Annotated in this window: 11 protein-coding genes; 5 read left to right on the forward strand and 6 right to left on the reverse strand. The window is 63.3% G+C overall.

Annotated features, from left to right (window positions below; all coding sequences use genetic code 11):
- Nucleotides 1-96: 96 nt before the first annotated feature.
- Both HMPREF3087_RS04645 and HMPREF3087_RS04650 read left to right on the forward strand, forming a co-directional pair.
- Nucleotides 97-738: a TetR/AcrR family transcriptional regulator gene (locus tag HMPREF3087_RS04645; RefSeq protein WP_070428253.1), complete on the forward strand. Its 642-nt coding sequence runs from the start codon at nucleotides 97-99 to the stop codon at nucleotides 736-738.
- Complete coding sequence (locus HMPREF3087_RS04650) at nucleotides 735-1925, forward strand: acyl-CoA dehydrogenase family protein (RefSeq protein WP_070428254.1); 1191 nt, start codon at nucleotides 735-737, stop codon at nucleotides 1923-1925. Before HMPREF3087_RS04645 ends, HMPREF3087_RS04650 begins: the two co-directional genes overlap by 4 nt.
- Before the next feature lie 151 nt (nucleotides 1926-2076).
- Here the strand turns inward: HMPREF3087_RS04650 and HMPREF3087_RS04655 are convergent, their stop codons facing one another.
- Both HMPREF3087_RS04655 and HMPREF3087_RS04660 read right to left on the reverse strand, forming a co-directional pair.
- Entirely contained in the window at nucleotides 2077-3114 is a 1038-nt protein-coding gene (locus tag HMPREF3087_RS04655; RefSeq protein WP_070428255.1) for a glutathione S-transferase family protein, read from the reverse strand.
- A 74-nt stretch (nucleotides 3115-3188) separates the two neighbouring features.
- A complete protein-coding gene (locus tag HMPREF3087_RS04660) occupies nucleotides 3189-4955 on the reverse strand; it encodes an FCD domain-containing protein (RefSeq protein ID WP_141738871.1) in 1767 nt (588 codons plus the stop codon).
- A gap of 365 nt (nucleotides 4956-5320) precedes the next feature.
- Here HMPREF3087_RS04660 and HMPREF3087_RS04665 point away from each other — a divergent pair, with 365 nt between their 5' ends.
- Entirely contained in the window at nucleotides 5321-9238 is a 3918-nt protein-coding gene (locus HMPREF3087_RS04665; protein WP_070428257.1) for a proline dehydrogenase family protein, read from the forward strand.
- Between the two features lie 108 nt (nucleotides 9239-9346).
- Here the strand turns inward: HMPREF3087_RS04665 and betT are convergent, their stop codons facing one another.
- The 3 genes from betT to HMPREF3087_RS04680 are packed head-to-tail and all read right to left on the reverse strand — an operon-like array spanning nucleotide 9347 to nucleotide 14784.
- The gene (betT, locus tag HMPREF3087_RS04670; RefSeq protein ID WP_070428258.1) at nucleotides 9347-11488 is read right to left on the reverse strand and encodes a choline BCCT transporter BetT; all 2142 of its coding nucleotides are present in this window, start codon (nucleotides 11486-11488) and stop codon (nucleotides 9347-9349) included.
- Nucleotides 11485-13233, reverse strand: coding sequence for a choline dehydrogenase (gene betA / locus HMPREF3087_RS04675; RefSeq protein WP_062019957.1), 1749 nt, complete (start codon nucleotides 13231-13233; stop codon nucleotides 11485-11487). Before betA ends, betT begins: the two co-directional genes overlap by 4 nt.
- 57 nt (nucleotides 13234-13290) lie before the next feature.
- Nucleotides 13291-14784, reverse strand: coding sequence for an aldehyde dehydrogenase family protein (locus tag HMPREF3087_RS04680; protein WP_070428259.1), 1494 nt, complete (start codon nucleotides 14782-14784; stop codon nucleotides 13291-13293).
- 190 nt (nucleotides 14785-14974) lie between these two features.
- Here HMPREF3087_RS04680 and HMPREF3087_RS04685 point away from each other — a divergent pair, with 190 nt between their 5' ends.
- Together HMPREF3087_RS04685 and HMPREF3087_RS10505 are read left to right on the forward strand one after the other, a co-directional pair.
- Nucleotides 14975-15868 carry a TetR/AcrR family transcriptional regulator gene (locus HMPREF3087_RS04685; protein ID WP_256173040.1) on the forward strand — a complete coding sequence of 298 codons (894 nt, stop codon included), beginning with the start codon at nucleotides 14975-14977 and terminating at the stop codon, nucleotides 15866-15868.
- A 294-nt stretch (nucleotides 15869-16162) separates the two neighbouring features.
- A complete protein-coding gene (locus HMPREF3087_RS10505) occupies nucleotides 16163-17110 on the forward strand; it encodes a hypothetical protein (protein WP_141738872.1) in 948 nt (315 codons plus the stop codon).
- On the opposite strand, the gene HMPREF3087_RS04695 is transcribed toward HMPREF3087_RS10505, so the two are convergent.
- On the reverse strand, nucleotides 17111-17826 hold a 716-nt coding region (locus HMPREF3087_RS04695), incomplete at its 5' end, for an HAD-IC family P-type ATPase (RefSeq protein WP_141738873.1).

Raw genomic sequence — 17826 nt, forward strand, 5'->3', positions numbered from 1 at the left:
GTTAGGGCCGGGGCTTCAGAAACAGCCGAAATCCAGGGCCGACGACAGGCCTACGACCGGCCTCACAACAGGCCCACAGCACGAGAGGACACGCACATGGCTGACGTGACACACGGCGATATGTCCTCAAAAGCGCGCATCCGCACAGCCGCACTCAAACTGTTCGCAGCACATGGCCACCATGCTGTGTCACTGCGCCAGATCGCCGAAGCCACCCCGATTGCCCACGGCTCCGTTGTCCACCATTTCGGCAGCAAAGCCGGGCTCATCCGGGCAATCGAGGACGACATCCTCGCCCGCCTGAGGGAAGCCCTCGACGACCTCCCACCCGACATCAGCACCGCCGAGGAGCTGCGCCGCATCCGCGACGCCAACGTCGGGCGCTTGCTGGAGGCCAACCCCGAGATCGTCGACTACACCCGGCGCATCCTGCTGGCCCCGGGAGCGGATGCCGAGGGCGCCTCGGGCCTGGCCCACCGGATAACCGAACTCACCCGCGACGTGATCCGGGGGGCCCGCAATGCAGGCTTTTCCACCTCGACCGGGCCAGAAGCAGTTCAGGTTGCCGAACTCCTGGTGCGCTACCTGGGCCGGCTCTTCCTGGTGCCCATGCTCGACCACATATGGGACGGCCTCGAAAGCTCAGACGGATTGCCCCCGCGCAACACCACTGACCTTGCCGTCCGCGTCACCTACACAAGCAACACAACCGAAACCCACACAAAGGAGACACCATGATCCTGGATGACTACCGCGGAACCTGGGAAGACGAAGACACCAGCGAACTGCGCAAACTGACCCGCGAATTCATCGCCAACGAAATCACACCCCACCAGGAACGCTTTGCGCAGCAGCACCGCGTTGACCGCGACGTGTGGCGCAAAGCCGGGCAGGCCGGCCTGCTGTGCATCTCCGTACCCGAAGAATACGGCGGCGGAGGCGGCGACTTCCGCCACGAAGCGATTGTGCTGCACGAACAGGGACTCGCCTTTGACGACGCGTGGGGCTACTCCGTGCACTCGTCGATCTGTGCGCACTACATCCTCGAATACGGCACCGAAGAACAGAAAAAAGCCTGGCTGCCGAAACTGGCCTCCGGCGAATACGTCGCCGCAATCGCCATGACCGAACCCGGCACCGGATCCGACCTGCAGTCCATCCGCACAAAGGCCGAGCGCGACGGCGACGAATGGGTCATCAACGGCTCCAAAACCTTCATCACCAACGGCACCCACTGCGACATCGTGATCATCGTGGCCCGCACCTCGGACGAACCGGGTGCGAAAGGTATTTCGCTTATCGTCGCTGAAGTCGGCGGCGAAGACGTTGTCGGTGATTCTGGAACGTCGGCGCCTGGATTTGAGCGCGGCCGAGTGCTCGACAAAATGGGCATGCGCGGACAGGACACGCGCGAACTGTTCTTCACCGACATGCGCGTACCCGTTGGCAACGTTCTTGGTGGCGAGGCCGGCGAAGGCAAGGGCTTCTACCAGCTGATGAACCAGCTGCCGCAGGAACGTCTAGCCATTGCCGTCGGCGGTGCCGGAGTTGCCGAAGCCGCAGTGCGGGCAGGGATTTCGTATGCCAAGGACCGTGAAGCGTTCGGTGTGCCGATCGTCAAATTCCAGAACACCAAATTCGTTCTGGCCGAAGCATCCACCGAAGCATTGGCCGTACGCACCTTCGTTGACCACGCAATTGCTGAGCACACCGCTGGCAAGCTTTCCACCGAAAAGGCTTCGGCTGCCAAGTACTGGGCAACCGACATGCAGAACACCATCGTCGACAAGGTACTGCAGGTATTCGGCGGCTACGGCTTCATGAACGAATACCCCATCGCGAGGGCCTACGCATCGTCGCGCGTACAGAAGATCTACGGCGGCACAAACGAAATCATGAAGGAACTCATCGGCCGAGGGCTGTGAGTTTCCAACGTCGGGGTGGCCAGCGGGTGGTGAGTGCGGCCGGGAGGTGAGGCCCGACCGGGTGGCGAGGCTCGGCCCGCCACCCGGGCCCGGCGCCTCGTGAGTTTGGCGCGCGAACCGGCCCGGCGCCTCGTGAGTTCGGAACTGAAAATCAGCCCACCGGCTGTGGCGCTGTGCCGTCGCCCCAAGGGCGGTCCGACAGTGCCTCACGCCCGTGCGGTTCCATCCACACCGAAGTGTCCGGACCCAACGGCACAATGCCGGTCGGGTTTACCGACTTCTGCACGATGTAGTAGTGATCTTTGATCTGCTGGAAGTCAATCGTGTCACCAAAACCGGGCATCTGATACAGGTCACGGGCATACGCCCACAACGCAGGGAAGTCGCGCAGCTGCTGACGATTGCACTTGAAGTGCGAGTAGTACACAACGTCAAACCGCGCGAGGGTCGTAAACAGACGAACATCCGCCTCGGTAATCGACTCACCCATCAGAAAACGCTGACCTGTCAGGCGCTCCTCAAGCCGGTCCAAAGCTGTGAACAGACGCTCGAAGGCCTCGTTATAAGCCTCCTGCGATCCCGCGAAACCACAGCGGTACACACCGTTGTTGACCTCGGTGAACACCCAGTGCATCAGCTGGTCCATCTCATCCCGCAGCGCTTCAGGGTACAGATCCGGCGCGCCTTTACGGTGGAACGCGGTCCATTCAGTCGAGAAATCCAAGGTGATCTGATTGAAGTCGTTCGTGACCACCTGCCCGGTTTCCACCTCGACAATTGCGGGAACAGTGATCCCCCGCGGATAGTCGGGGAAGCGCGCAAAGTAGGCCTGCTGCAGCCGCTCGATGCCGAGCACCGGGTCGACGCCGCCCTCGTCCAGGTCGAAAGTCCAGGAACGCTCATCGTGCGTCGGTCCAGCCAACGCAAGCGAAATCGCGTCTTCCAAACCCAGCAGCCTGCGCACGATCAGCGTGCGATTCGCCCACGGACACGCCTTCGCCGCCGCCAGGCGGTACCGCCCGGCCTCGACGGGCCACAGAATCTGGTCATCGTGCTTTTTCGGCGTGCCTACCGGGTCGGCCACAATGCGGTCGTCGATGTAGCGCATGTCGCGCTCGAACGCCTTGCCCTTGGACACGTAAACGCCCGGCTTCGAGTGTTCTGGGTGCAGGTTTTCGCGATCGGTCATGCTTCGATTGTCACATTTGCAGATTGAAGATTCAATCAGTAGCGGGCCTTTTGGGCTGGCCTTCCCGCCTTTCTTTACTCAACCAGGCTTTGCCAGGCGGCCACATCGAAGCGGCGCAGACCCGCGACGGATGACATGTGGCGCACCGCGTTCTCAATCTTGCTGCGCCACACCGCAATCGCCTCGTCTGCCCGGCCCTTGCGCACAGCCGCCAGAATCGCGGCATTATCCGAGCAGATTTTCGCCGCCGCGGGCGCGTAATCCACTCGCAGAATCGCAATCAACAACCGCAGCCTCTGCCCCAGCGAATCGAAAACATCCGCCGTGTGCTCCAAACCCGACGCTTCCGCAAGCCCCTGCTGAAACTGCAGATCCAACCGATCCACCGACCGCGGCCCCAAGGAATCATCCGCCTCGAGCCTCGACAGGGCGCGGTCCGCAATGTGCAGGGATCCGCGAGCCTGCTCCGCACGAGGTGTCAGTCGGCTCCCACTCAGCTCGCTTGAGGTGCGCTGGCTGGGGGTGGTGTGACCGGCTGACGCCTGGTGGGAGTTGGCGCTTCCCGCGGCCGTGCGTCCGGCTGTGGGTTGGCGCGCGGCTCTGCCTGACGAGGCGCCCCGCAACACCACGACACCCACCGCATACCGCGCGGCGTAAAGGTCGAGCACGCTCTCACCGGAGACAACCGGGAAGCGGAAAGTACTGCCAGCGCGTTCGAGCACACCGCTGGTCTGCAGCTGGCCCAGCCCGCGCACAATCTCCCTTTGCGCAACGCCCATCCGATCCGCCAAATGCCGCACCGACACCTGATCGCCCGCATGCAGATCGCGTTCGCGGATATCGGCTTCTAACTCCGCCACCAGGGTTCGCCGCCATACCGTGTCGCCGACCTCGCGCCATGGATACAGGAATGGGCGTCGAGTATCGGCCTGGTTGTTCTGGTGGTGGTTGCCCGAATGTTGGCCGCCCGCGCTGGCTCTGCCTGCCGCAGCTGAATTACTTGAGCTGTCTGCAGTGCTTGATGCACCAAGAGAGCCAACATCACTAGAAAGTGAGTCAAAAGTAGATGGAATTTGGAGCGCCTCAACGGGCCTTCTCCAGAAGAACGTGTTGACGTCCGCGGCGACCGCATCGGCCAAAAATTCCAGAACATCGAACGGAACGCCGTCGGTCGCGAGGATGCTTACACTGCCGGGCGAACCGGCGGGATTGCCCGCCGGCTCGCTCAGGCTGGGCTCGCCGCCGTGTCCCAGCGAACCTCCCAGAGCAACCCCGCTGCTCACGCAGGTGAGCAACCCAGCGACCACCCTGGCGAACACGTCAAAGTCATGAAACTCGCGCACGCGGACTGGGCTGTCCGGTGTGACGAGCTCAATGCTGAACGCATCCCGATCTGCCCACTGCCGCAAAGCGCCCAAAAACGCCCAGCCGCGACGCCGTCTGTTCGTAGAACCCCACTGAAGGCGAGGGGCAGGTTCGGAAGCGCCAACCTCGCCACCACAAAATGCAAAAACCCTGGCACTCGGGCCCGCTTTGGGAACACCCACCTCGGGCGCATCAGAGGCGACACCCTCCCCCGCTCTGAAGATGAGCGTTAGGCGGCTGTCTTCCACCCGGATTTCATCGATGAGCACCCAAGTCGGCAACTCATCCGCGTTCGGCGCACTGTCAGCCACACCCTCCAACCACCGGCAGGCACGTGAAACAAGGGTCTGCGAAAGACCTAACTCTTCTGCCAGTCCGCGCGTGCCGTACGCCTGGCCGACGACATCGCGACCGGCCAGCGCCAAGGCTCGCGCCACTGCCCGGTTCGCGCGCGACTGCTTTTCCGGCCGACCCATCCGCTCCCGCTGGGCGGCTTGCCCGCGCACCCGTTCGGACCCAGCGTTCTGCACCCGCCCGGCAGCCGGTGCACCCCGGAGCCGCCGCCCGCGTTCCACACCTGACACAGGGCCTCCTCTTCGAAGCCTTCTCCCCCGCCGAGGTGCCGCCCACCTTGCGCGCACAACTTCCGTGCAGGCTGAACTCACCTGGGCATGAGTGACTTTTGACTCAGATTATCGCCTGCTGTGCTCTGATGTCAGCCATTCAGACCCACAATGTCGAAAACGGCTCATGCACCGTGGCGTGAGCACACACCGGGCGGCCAGAGCCAGAAGGCCACAGCCACCCGGCGGCCTGAGCATCTCAGTGAAGAGGAGCGATCGTGTCGCATACAGAAGCAGATTTCATCACCGACGCCGAACTGTCCGCAGTCAGCGCCGAAGCCATCGACACAGTCCGCAAGTGGCTGCGCAAGGCGAACCAGCAGGGTGAGGCAAGTTCCACCTCGGCAGCTGGCTCGACCGGAACAACCGCAGCCAAAGAGGCAGCCAACAAGGCCACCCGCCAGGCTGACAAGGGCGCGCGCCTCCTGGCGGCGGTGCTGAAAGACCCCAACGGACTGCCGTTCACGCAGGGCTTTGTGGACCGAGTCATCCGCACGGAAGACCCTCGGGCCGCCGCAAAAGCACTGACCGAAATCGCCGAACTCACCCCCAAATCCCTGCCCTTGGCAGAGCGCATGCAGATCAAGGCCGGCGCCGCCATGGCTGAGAAGCTGCCGCACGTGGTCATCCCCGTCGCCAAGGCTCGCCTGCGGCAGATGGTCGGGCACATGGTGATCGACGCCCGCCCCGAACCATTCGGCAAAGCTGTCAAGGCAATGCACGAGGCCGGACACCGTCTCAACATCAACCTTCTGGGCGAAGCGGTGCTCGGCGAAGAAGAGGCCGACCGCCACCTGCAGGACACCCGCAGGCTTCTGGCCAGGGGTGATGTCGACTACGTATCGATCAAAGTGTCCTCTGTCGCCTCGCAGATCAGCATGTGGGACTACCCCGGCACCGTCGACTACGTGGTCAACCGCCTGCGCCCCCTGTACGAAGACGCTGTCGAACTCGAAGCCGCCGGCCGCGGCCCGAAGTTCATCAACCTCGACATGGAGGAATACCAGGACCTCCACCTGACAATCGACGTCTTCGAACGCCTGCTGAGCGAACCGGCGTTCAAGAACCTGGAAGCCGGCATCGTGCTGCAGGCCTACCTGCCGGATGCACTCGAAGCCACCCAGCGGCTGGCCGAATTCGGGGCACAGCGCGTGGCCGACGGCGGCGCCGGCATCAAAGTGCGCCTGGTCAAGGGCGCAAACCTTTCCATGGAACGCGTGCACGCCGAAACCGCCGAATGGCCCCTGACCGTCAACCCCTCCAAACAGGCCACCGACGCCAACTACAAGCGCGTCCTCCACTGGCTGCTGACCCCAGAGAACATGCAGGGACTGCGCCTGGGTGCCGCCGGACACAACCTGTTCGACATCGCCTTCGCCCACCACCTGTCGAAGCGGCGCGGCGTTGACGACCGCATCGAATTCGAAATGCTGCACGGCATGGCCGAAGAACAGTCCGAGCAGGTCGCAGCCGACGTCGGCGACGTCCTCCTGTACGTCCCGGCCGTCGCACCCGAACAGTTCGACGTCGCGATCTCCTACCTGGTCCGCCGCCTGGAAGAAAACGCCGCAAACGAAAACTTCATGTCCGGCATCTTCGACCTGACCGACGGCGGGCCGATCTTCCAACGCGAACGCAGCCGCTTCCTGGCCTCGCTGAGCGACCTCGAAACCGTGCTCGCCCGCGAAGGCGACACACCTCCCGGCCCCAACCGCACGCAGAACCGACTGCACGAGGCGTCGCTCCCCACCCAGCCCGACACCTCGGGTGAGAGCGCGGGCGCCGGTCAAGGTGAGGGAAGCGCGGCAGGTGAAGGCACCTCGGGCGTGGGTCCTGCGGAGACACCCTCGCCCAACCCGGATGGCACCTCGAGCACAGGCACCTCGAGCGAAGGCACCGAAGCCGCACCAGCAGCCAACCCCGGCTCCCCCGCAGCGGCCCCCGTCCGCGGCTTCGCAAACGAGCCGAACACCGACCCCGCCCTGCCGGCCAACCAAGAATGGTCCAGGCAGGTGATCGCAGCGGCAGAGCGCATCGACATCAGCCCGCGAACCGCAGATGACTTCGACGTCGACACAACCGTGCAGACCGCCAAGCAGGCAGCAGCCGACTGGGCAGCACTCGGCGCACGCGGCCGCCTGCCCTACTTCCAGCGGGCAGCCGAACTGTTCGCACAGCGACGCGGCGAATTCCTCGCAGTCGCAGCGGCCGAAGCAGGCAAAACACTCGCCCAGTCCGACCCCGAACTGTCCGAAGCCATCGACTTCATCCGCTACTACGCCGACCAGGCCCTCGAGATCGAAGAAATCGAAACCCGCGACGGCGTGCAGTTCACACCTGATCAAGTAACTGTCATTACACCTCCGTGGAACTTCCCCGTAGCAATCCCAACGGGATCGACCGTGGCAGCGCTGGCCGCAGGTTCAGCCGTCATCCACAAGCCTTCGGGCATGACGCCCGAGTGTTCGCGGATGATCGTCGAAACGCTGTGGCAAGCCGGCATCCCGCGCAACGTCCTGCAGCTGGTGCCGCCGATTGAAAGCGAAACCGGCAAGGCGCTCATCAGCCATCCGGACGTTGACAGGGTCATCCTGACAGGAGCCTCTGACACAGCTGCGCTTTTCCGTTCGTTCCGACCTTCCCTGGCGGTCAACGCCGAAACCAGCGGCAAGAACGCCATGATCATCACTCCGTCAGCCGACCGCGACCTCGCCGTGGCCGACCTCGTGAACTCAGCATTCGGACACGCGGGGCAGAAGTGCTCGGCCGCATCGCTCGGCATTCTTGTGGGCTCAATGTACGAATCACAGCGTTTCCTGAGCCAGCTGGTCGACGCGACAGAATCTCTCATTGTGGACTCCCCGCTCAACCTGGCCTCCACAGTCGGACCGCTGACGGGAGCCCCGAGTGACAAGCTCCAGCGCGGGCTGACCCGCCTGGAAGTCGGCGAAGAATGGCTCATCAAACCGAAACTGCTCGCTGCGGCACCCGGCATCCCAACCGGAGACATTTCCCCTGGTGAGAAGCGGGTGGGAGCCGGCGGCACCTCGTCAGATTCGGACCAGCGGGCACCGGGCATGCCCGGTCCGCTGTGGCGTCCGGGTATCCGGACCGGCGTGCAGCCGGGGTCGTTCTTCCACATGACGGAGTGCTTCGGGCCGGTGCTCGGGCTCATGCACGCGCGCGATCTTGACGAAGCCATCCGCCTGCAGAACGCCGTCGAGTACGGCCTGACCGCCGGCATTCACTCGCTTGATCCGCGCGAAGTCGACGAATGGCTCGGCCGCGTCCAAGCCGGCAACCTGTACGTCAACCGCGGAATCACGGGCGCGATCGTGCGCCGGCAGAGCTTCGGCGGCTGGAAGAAGTCGTCGGTCGGGCTGGGCTCCAAGGCCGGCGGGCCCAACTACGTCCACATGATGGGCACCTGGGCGGACAGGCCTGGTTCGGCTGCTCTGGCTGACGAGGTGGAGGCACCGAAAGTCGCGAACCCTGCGGGTGCTGCGGGTGGTTCGGTTTCGGGCACTGCGGCAACGCGTGATGAACGCGATTGGCTTGAACGCGCCCGCCGCTCTGATGACGAAGCCATTCGCCGCGAGTTCGGCATTGCCCGCGACTCGGACGGTTTCGAATCGGAGGCGAACATCTTCCGCTACCTGCCCACGGCTGTGACCGTGCGCGTGACTGCTGAGGCAAAGCCTGTGGAAATCACCCGCGTTGCCGAAGCTGCTCAGCGTCTGGGTGCACCGCTGACCTGGAGTGTTGCCTCTGATGCAGAAGGATCTGTCCGCGCGGCAGCCATCGCGGCAGCTGACGCTGGCGGAAGTGCGAACGGCACGGGTGGCGGCGTCGCCCTTGAATCAGCCGCTGAGTTCGGCAAGCGCCTTTTCGATGGCCAGCTTCTGGTCAACGGAGCAGCCCGCGTGCGCAATATTGGTGCGGCGGAACCCGAAGTGCTCGAAGCCATTGTCGACCGGCCGGAAGTGGCAGTGCTCGATGAACCGGTGACCGCCTCGGGCCGCATCGAAGGCCGCTACTACTTGCACGAGCAGGCAATCTCGATGACACTGCACCGCTTCGGCGACCCAGACCCGGGCTTCCACCGCCTAGCTGAACGCCTAGGCCGGACGGCGTAAGCGGGCCGAATCTGCTCTGGCGTGCAAAAACTCGGCCGAAAACTGCGATTTCGGCCGAGTTTTTGCACGTATAAGCAGAATCCGGAGTTTTTGCACGTGTCAGCAGAGTTACTCCCCTACCTTGGTCTCCTCCGTCACAGCGACGTTCGAGTTCAGCCACCACGTGTAGTGGTCAAGGACGTCGTGGGCGATCCGCTCACGCGAGTAATCCAAGATGTCGTAGGTTCCGCCACCGGGCACCTTGACCTCAAGCTGGCTTGAGACATCGTCTGCTTCGCGCATGCGGGTGCCGTAGGTTGCGGCCTTGATCTGGCGAATCTGCGCCGTGTAGTCGAAGTTCTCCAGCATTTCGTGCGTGCCCTGAACAGTGAGCGACACGGAGTGCTTGATCTTCTTCGACACGTCGTCTTCGCGGGTGATCTGCGCGTCAACACCCTGCTCACGCAGTTCCGCTGCGACTTCTTCCAGCGCGGGGATGACGACCTCGGACATGCGCTCCTGCGTGGATCGCAGCGACACATTGCCGAACTGGCGCCGCAGACGATTCCGCCAGCTGCCAGCACCAGTGCCACCCGCCGCACCAGCACCAGCACCGCTGCCAACAACACCACCAGCACCGACAACCTGCGAGCGCAGCGAATCCATCATGGCGTGCGTCTGCTTGCGTTCACCTTCCAGTGCGCGCAGCAGACCAATGGCAACCAAGATCATGACGAATGCGAACGGCAAGCCCATGACAACCGTGGCGTACTGCAGCGCGGTGATGCCGCCGACCACCAGCATGGCGATCGTCAGAACACCGGTTGCCACGGCCCACAGGATGCGCACCCACGGCTTGGCGTCAGTTTCGGCATCCGGCAGGCGGCTGGTGAGGTTTGCCATGACCAGTGCACCGGAGTCAGCCGATGTCACGTAGAACAGCAGACCGACGAACGTTGCCAGTCCCACCAGGAAGAACGCTCCGGGGAACTGCTGCAGCAGCATGTAGAAACCGGATTCCGGTGTGTCGACTGCAGCTTCGGCAAACGCGGTGTCGCCCGAACGGATGCGCGCAATCGCTGTGTTTCCGAACATCGTCACCCACATGAGGATGTAGATGAACGGGATGGTGAGCGTGCCGATGACGAACTGTCCCAGCGTGCGGCCCTTGGAGATGCGGGCCAGGAACATGCCGACGAAGCTTGCCCAGGCAACCCACCAGGCCCAGAAGAACAGGGTCCACAGGTTCATCCATTCGGCCGGGTGGTCGTATGCCATCGTGTCGAGCGTCAGGCCGGGGAACATGCTGATGAAGTCGCCGACGTTCATGGTTGCCGCACGCAGCAGGAACGCAGTGTCGCCGAACACCAGAACCCAGCCGGCCAGCACGAGTGCGAGCACCACGTTGAGCTGGCTGAGAATGCGGATGCCCTTATCAACACCGGATGTTGCCGACACGATTGCCACGAGAACCGCGACGACCACGAGGCCGACCTGAGCGGGAGTGCCCTGGTCGATGCCGAACATGATGTCCAGGCCCACGTTGAGCATGACCACGCCAATACCGAGCGAGGTTGCAACACCGAAGATGGTGCCGAGCACCGTTGCGATGTCGACGGCGTTGCCCACGCCGCCCTTGATGCGCTTGCCGAACAGCGGATAGAGCGCCGAGCGGACTGCCAGCGGCAGGCCCTTGCGGTGCGCGAAGTAGCCCAGGGCGATGCCCATGAGCGTGTACATGCCCCAGCCGGTGATGCCGTAGTGGAACAGCGTCCACACGGTGCCTTCGCGTGCCGCATCGAGCGATCCGGCTTCCGTCACGGGAGGCGCCAGGTACTGCGAGGCGGGTTCGGCAACTGCGAAGAACATCACGTCGGTGCCGATGCCGGCTGCGAACAGCATGGATGCCCACGCGAACGTCGAGTATTCGGGCCGGTCCGTGTCTTTGCCCAGGCGGATCTTGGAGTACCGCAGGGCGAGTACCACCACGAACACCAAAATCGCGGTGGCCAGCAGGATGTAGAACCAGCCGAACCAGTTGCCGATCCATCCCACGAGCAAGCCGAGTGTCGCCTCGGCCGACTCCGTGAAGAACAGCGCCCACCCGGCGACCAGCGCGATGAACACTCCGGTCACGCCGAGCACAACCGGCTTGACCTTGGGGCTGGTCACCTGGGGCCGAAGCTCAGGTTCGACTTCTCCAACAGCTGACGAGGTGCCGCCCGCCGCAGTCTGGGACTGCGGCTTGGGGTTTGATGGGGTGCTGCTCACTTGTCATCACCTGCAGCCATTGCCTCAAGCGCACTGGGGATGTCCGTGCGGGCGTTCCACGCGCTGTTGCGCGGGTCGCCTTCGGGGTAGAGCGGCATACCGGACTTGGCCTTGTAGACCGGCGGGTATTCGGGCTCGAGCATGGTGTTGCCGGCAATGAGGTCGGCAGCGCGCTCAGCAACCATCATGACGGGTGCGTAGATGTTGCCGTTGGTGATGGTCGGGAAGACCGAAGCGTCGACAACGCGCAGACCCTCGGTGCCGTGGACCTTCATGGACGAGGGGTCGACAACCGACATGTCGTCGACACCCATCTTCGCCGAGCACGACGGGTGCAGAGCGGTTTCTGCGTCGCGGCGAATCCAGTCGAGGATCTCTTCGTCGGTTTCAACGTCCTTACCGGGCGACAGTTCGCCGCCGTCGAACGGTGCGAACGCCGGCTGGGACAGGATGTGGCGTGCAGCGCGCACAACCTCAACCCATTCGCGACGGTCGTTTTCGGTCGACAGGTAGTTGAACAGGATCGACGGGTGCTGCTTGGGGTCGTTCGACTTGATCTTCACGTGGCCGCGAACGTCGGAGTTCATCGGGCCGATGTGCACCTGGTATCCGTGTTCGTGGTCGCCACCGGTGCCGTCGTAGCGCACGGCGATCGGCAGGAAGTGGAACATGAGGTTCGGGTAGACGACGTCGTCGTTGGTGCGGATGAAGCCGCCGCCCTCGAAGTGGTTCGAAGCACCCACACCGGCGTTGGCGAACAGCCACTGCGCACCGATCCACGGGGCCTTCCACATCTTCAGCCACGGCTGGATGGAAACCGGCTGCACCGATTCGTGCTGCAGGTAGACCTCGAGGTGGTCCTGCAGGTTCTCACCAACACCCGGCAGGTCGACGCGCGGCTTGATGCCGACCGACCGCAGGTGGTCGGGATCGCCCACACCGGACAGCTGCAGCACCTGAGGTGAGTTGAAGGCACCTCCACAGAGGATCACCTCGCCGGCGGAGACGCTGTGCGGCTTCTTTCCGCCTCGTACGAAGTCGACCCCGGTCACACGGGTGCCGTTCCAGCGCAGCTGGGTGACAAAAGCGAGAGTCGCAATGTCGAGGTTCTTGCGATTCTTGACCGGCCACAGGTAGGAACGCGAAGCGCTCATGCGCGAACCCTTGTAGGTGTTCGCATCGAAGGGGGCGAAGCCCTCCTGGCGGTAGCCGTTGACGTCATCCGTCGGAGCGTAGCCGGCCTGGCGGGTGGCCTCGAAGAAGGCCTGGAACAGCGGGCTGTTGGCCTTCTTGCGCTCAAGGGTCAGCGGACCGGCGCCGCCGCGCCACTCATCGGCACCGGCCAGCGTCGTTTCCATGCGCTTGAAGTACGGCAGGACGTGGGCGTAGTCCCAGTCCTCCATGCCTTCGAAGGTGGCCCACTTGTCGTAGTCACCGGCGTTTCCGCGCTGGAAGATCATGCCGTTGATCGAGCTCGAACCGCCCAGCACCTTACCGCGGGTGTGCGCCACGCGGCGGCCGCCCATGTGCGGTTCCGGGTCAGTCTGGTAGCGCCAGTCGTACATCGGGTTGCCCGACGGGAACATGAGCGCTGCGGGCATGTGGATCAGCGGGTCGAACTTGAAGTCCGCACGTCCGGCCTCCAGCACGAGCACGCTGGTGCTGGGGTCAGCTGACAGGCGGTTGGCAAGCGCCGAACCGGCGGAACCGCCGCCGACGATCACATAGTCGTAGTGCTTCTTCACGGGAACACTCCTTGGAATTGAGAACAGAAGATTGTGGGGTGGGTCAGGCTCTGCGAGTCAGGCTTTGCGGCCGGAGAACCAGTCGGCCGGTGCCGGCTTGGTGTTGTGCCAGACGTGCTTGACCTCCTGGTATTCGGCCAGGCCGTCTTCGCCGAGTTCACGGCCGATGCCGGACTGCTTCATGCCGCCCCATTCGGCCTGCGGGACGTAGGGGTGGAAGTCGTTGATCCAGACGGTGCCGTGGCGCAGGCGGCCGGCGACTCGTTCGGCGCGGCCGGCGTTTTCGGTCCACACGGCACCGGCAAGGCCGTAGATGGTGTCATTGCCCAGTGCCACTGCGGCGTCTTCGGCCGCCTCTACGGTGTCGCCGGAGAAGGTTTCGACCGTCAGCACGGGGCCGAACGATTCGTCGTGGACGCAGCGCATCGACTGGTCGCAGCGGTCGAGGATGGTCGGCAGATAGTAAGAGCCCTGCGCCAGTTCGCCTTCGCCGCGCTTGCCGCCGGTGCGCAGAACAGCGCCGTCTTCGATGGCCTCTTCGACGTAGCGGTGCACCTTGTTCAGGTGGTCTTCGCTGATGAGCGGGCCGGTTTCGGCGTTTTCGTCAAACGGGCCGCCCAGGCGGATGAGTTCGGCGCGGCGGACGAGTTCGTCCACGACCTCATCGTGAATCGACTCTTCGACGATCAGACGAGCACCAGCCGAGCACACCTGGCCGGAGTCCAGGAAGATCGCGGTGAGAGCGTTGTCGATTGCCGCATCAAGATCAGCGTCGGCAAAGATGATGTTGGGGTTCTTCCCGCCCAGTTCCAGGGCGATCTTCTTGACGGTCGGAGCGGCAGCGGCCATGATCACGCGGCCGGTTTCGAGACCACCCGTGAACGACACGAGGTCCACCTGCGGGTTTTCCGTCATTTCGGCACCCACGGTGGCACCCGGTCCGGTGACGAGGTTTGCGACACCGGCCGGAAGCCCCGCCTCGTCAAGGGCATCCATGAGCCACATGGCGGTCTGGGGAGTCAGCTCGGCCGGCTTGAGCACGAAGGTGTTTCCGGCGGCGATGGCCGGAGCGATCTTCCAGGCCGTCTGCAGCAGCGGGAAGTTCCACGGCGTGATGAGCGAGCACACGCCCACCGGTTCGGTGACGACACGGCTGGAGATGGTCGGGTCGCCCGGGTCGACCACGCGGCCGGCGTGCTTGTTCGCCAGGGCTGCGAAGTGGCGGAAGACGTTGATGATGTCGTCCATGTCCTGCTGGGACTCGACGAAGCGCTTGCCCGTGTCCTGCGATTCCATGCGGGCGACCTTGTCCTTGTCGCGCTCAAGGATGTCGGCCAGGCGGTTGACGATGGCGCCGCGGTCGGCTGCCGGGGTCGTGGCCCAGGTTCCTTCGTCGAAGGTGGTGCGGGCGGCTTCGATGGCGCGGCGGGCGTCAGCACGGTCGCCTTCGCTGACAGTGATGACGTGCGATCCATCGGCCGGGCAGAGGATGTCTCGGGTTTCGTTTGATTCCGCTTCTTGCCACTGTCCGTTGATGTAAATGCTCGGCACGGCACTTCCTTCGCTTTTGGCTTGTAGGTTTGCTGCGTTTTCCCTTCACGCTCACTTAAAACGATAACGCACGTTATATCGAAAATAAAACGAGCGTTATACTTTTGTCGAGATACAAGATCGGAGCACACGAGGCACCGGCGAGTCTGAACCCAAGTGCTGCCGAGGTCCAGGAGTACGATTGCAAACCATGAAGCCGTCCGAGCAGGCAACTGAAACAGCGGCTAAGCAGGCGAGTGAGCCTGCAAGTGCACCCACGGATGGGTCAGCAGGCAATCAGCCTGTTGAACAGGCGGGTAGGCCTGCGGGTAGGCCTGCGGCAAGTTCGGTGCGTAAGCAGGTGACCAAGCCAGCGGGTAGGCCTGCGGCGAGTTCGGTGCGTAAGCAGGCGACCAAGCCGGTCCGCGAACGACTGTTGGATTCCGCCGACGCGCTGCTGTTCATCCACGGAGTTATTTCCACACCCGTCGACCGGATCCTCAAAGACGCACAGGCCTCCCCGCCGAGTCTCTACTCACACTTCGGGAGCAAAGAAGGGCTGATCGCGGCTGCTTTGCGCCGTCGTCTGCATATTTGGACAGGCGTGTGGGATGCCGAAATCGCCGCGGCTGACTGTCCGAAGGACCGGGCACTCGCTCTGTGGGATGCGCTCACGACGTACCAGGGCGAACACATGACCGAACGCTGGTGCGCCTTCAGCGGGACCGCTGCCGCCATCGAACACCCCAGCGCTCAGCTGCAGGCCGTTCTCGACGAAGAAACCCAGCTGCTGCGCACACGACTCCTGGCCGCGGCCCGCGAAATCACAGGCGAGGCGGCAGGAAGTGAGGACGCTGGTGAGGTGAGCGGCGCCTCGTCCGCCCAGGCGGGCGACGCCCCGGGAAATGGGAGTGAAGAGGTGAGCGGCGCCTCGGCGGGTTCTGCTGCGGCGGGCTCTGGCAGCCGAGCGGAGGCCTTAGCGTCGGCGCTCATGGTCGCGTACACGGGCACGATGTCCTTGATGCTGCGCGAGGACTACCCCACCGCCATCGCCGAGGGCCGTGCGAGCGCCGAAGCACTCATCGACGCGTTCACCGCGGCGTAAAGCACAAACGGCAACGCGCACCGGCATGGCCTACAGGCAAACTCAAGAACTCAAGCCGACTAGCCCCGCCCCGACCTTCGCTTCTGCTTCTGCTCCTGCGTGCAAAAACTCCGGAGTCTGCTTAGGTGGTCAAAAACTCGGCCAAAAACCCTGTTTTGGCCCGAGTTTTTGCACTTGAGAGCAGATTCTCCAGAGCTTTGACTTCGGTGCTCCGTGCAGGGGACAACTCCGGTGCTATCCACAGGGTCCAGAAACCCGTGGCGCCCGCTGCTCGAGCGCTCCTACCTTCCGAATATGGGGCATGGAGAAAACACGACGTCCGGTTTATGGAAACCGGCCACAGGTATTGCCACCACGGGAAGCCTTCTGAACAACGGTGTAAGCAGATGGACAATCGATGCCAACAGCCGACAGCTGGTTCACGGCGTACGAGCGTTCGGTGACATTCGAAGCATCGGCAGTGCGCCACGTTGGGCAGATGACTTGTGGTTTAAACAGCGGGAACTGCTTTCTGCCGTGCAGAGCAAATACCCCGAAGCGACCGGAGTAGGGCCTACTGCGGGGGCGCTCTACGGCATGGTTTTGCCTTACAGACTCCAGCGTGAAGAACTGGTGTTCGTAAGTACCGGCCGCGGAGGCAGACAGATTCGCATGAAGAACGTCAGGTCCAACCGCAAACCCATAGATAAAAGAGTCCTTTGGTTCGACCTTCCAGTCGCATCCGGACTGGAAGTTATGGCTCAAATCGCTGCGGAATTGAACTTCCGTGAGGCGGTGCAGCTTCTTGATGGACTCTTGGGCACGTGGAATGGCGGCCCGAAAGTCGATCACGCCAAACTTAAAAGCTTCATCCGGGAGCTGCCGCAGTCCCGCACCTACAGAACTCTGCGCAAAGCCCTGCCGCTGGCCAGACCAGGGGTGCAGTCACCTCGGGAAACGAGCCTGCGCCTCGAGATCATTCATGCAGGAATGCCCGAACCGGCAGTCAACCCGCGGGTTTATCTGCCGAGCATCGGCGACTGCAGAAAACCCGACCTGGCTTGGGAAGAGTACAAGGTGTGCTGCGAATACGAAGGCATCCACCACATGACCGATTCACAACAGTGGTCGACGGACATCCGCAGATACCGCGCTTTCGAGGCGGCAGGCTGGACTGTCATCCGGGTGACCAAATCAATGCCGCCCGCTGAATACCTCGCGGTGATTCGAGACGCCCTGCGGGCACGAGGCTGGAAACCCTAACTACACCTTGAAGCGTTCGGGGCCCTTCAGTGCTCGCAGTGCGTAGACGATTGCGGCCAGGTCGATGACTTCCTGCAGCAGCGCGCCGACAACCGCAGGAATGAAGCCGAAGAACGCAAAGCCCATCAGCACGAGCGACAAAATGATGCCGATCCAAATGGCGCTCTTCGCCACCGCCAAAGTCCAACGCCCAATGTCGACAGCCTTGCCAACACGGGAAATATCGTCACGGGTGATCACGACATCAGCAGCTTCGGAGGCCTCTGTATCGCCGCGAGCCCCCATCGCAATGCCAACCCCGGCAGCCGCGAGAACCGGCGCATCGTTGACACCGTCACCGACCATGATGACCGGCTTCGGCTCGATCTCGTGCAGCAGACGAACCTTGTCCTCCGGCAGAAGCGAAGCGTGCACATCGTCAATCCCGACCTCCGCAGCAATCGCCTGCGCAGTGTGCGGATTGTCGCCAGTGAGCATCGTGACCTTTTCAAAGCCATGACGCCTAAGCTCCGAAACCAACTGTCCGGCGTTGTCCCTCGCCTGATCATCAAGGATCAGCGCACCGGCATACTCACTGCCGATCGACACATAAGCGACAGTCTGTCCGGCCTCGAACTCAACCTCAAACGCCTCCGGCGCCATGCCGCGAACAAAACCAAGCGTGCCAACGCGAACAACGGAGCCACCCGCGCCGCCGGCCGCGCCGCCGGCCGCGC

This window comes from Brevibacterium sp. HMSC22B09 (assembly GCF_001806795.1).
Classification (GTDB): domain Bacteria; phylum Actinomycetota; class Actinomycetes; order Actinomycetales; family Brevibacteriaceae; genus Brevibacterium; species Brevibacterium ravenspurgense.

Coding starts and splice junctions, on each gene's coding strand:
- HMPREF3087_RS04645 (WP_070428253.1), top strand. CDS start 97: ATGGCTGACGTGACACACGGCGATATGTCCTCAAAAGCGCGCATCCGC.
- HMPREF3087_RS04650 (WP_070428254.1), top strand. CDS start 735: ATGATCCTGGATGACTACCGCGGAACCTGGGAAGACGAAGACACCAGC.
- HMPREF3087_RS04655 (WP_070428255.1), bottom strand. CDS start 3,114: ATGACCGATCGCGAAAACCTGCACCCAGAACACTCGAAGCCGGGCGTT.
- HMPREF3087_RS04660 (WP_141738871.1), bottom strand. CDS start 4,955: ATGGGTCGGCCGGAAAAGCAGTCGCGCGCGAACCGGGCAGTGGCGCGA.
- HMPREF3087_RS04685 (WP_256173040.1), top strand. CDS start 14,975: ATGAAGCCGTCCGAGCAGGCAACTGAAACAGCGGCTAAGCAGGCGAGT.
- HMPREF3087_RS10505 (WP_141738872.1), top strand. CDS start 16,163: ATGGGGCATGGAGAAAACACGACGTCCGGTTTATGGAAACCGGCCACA.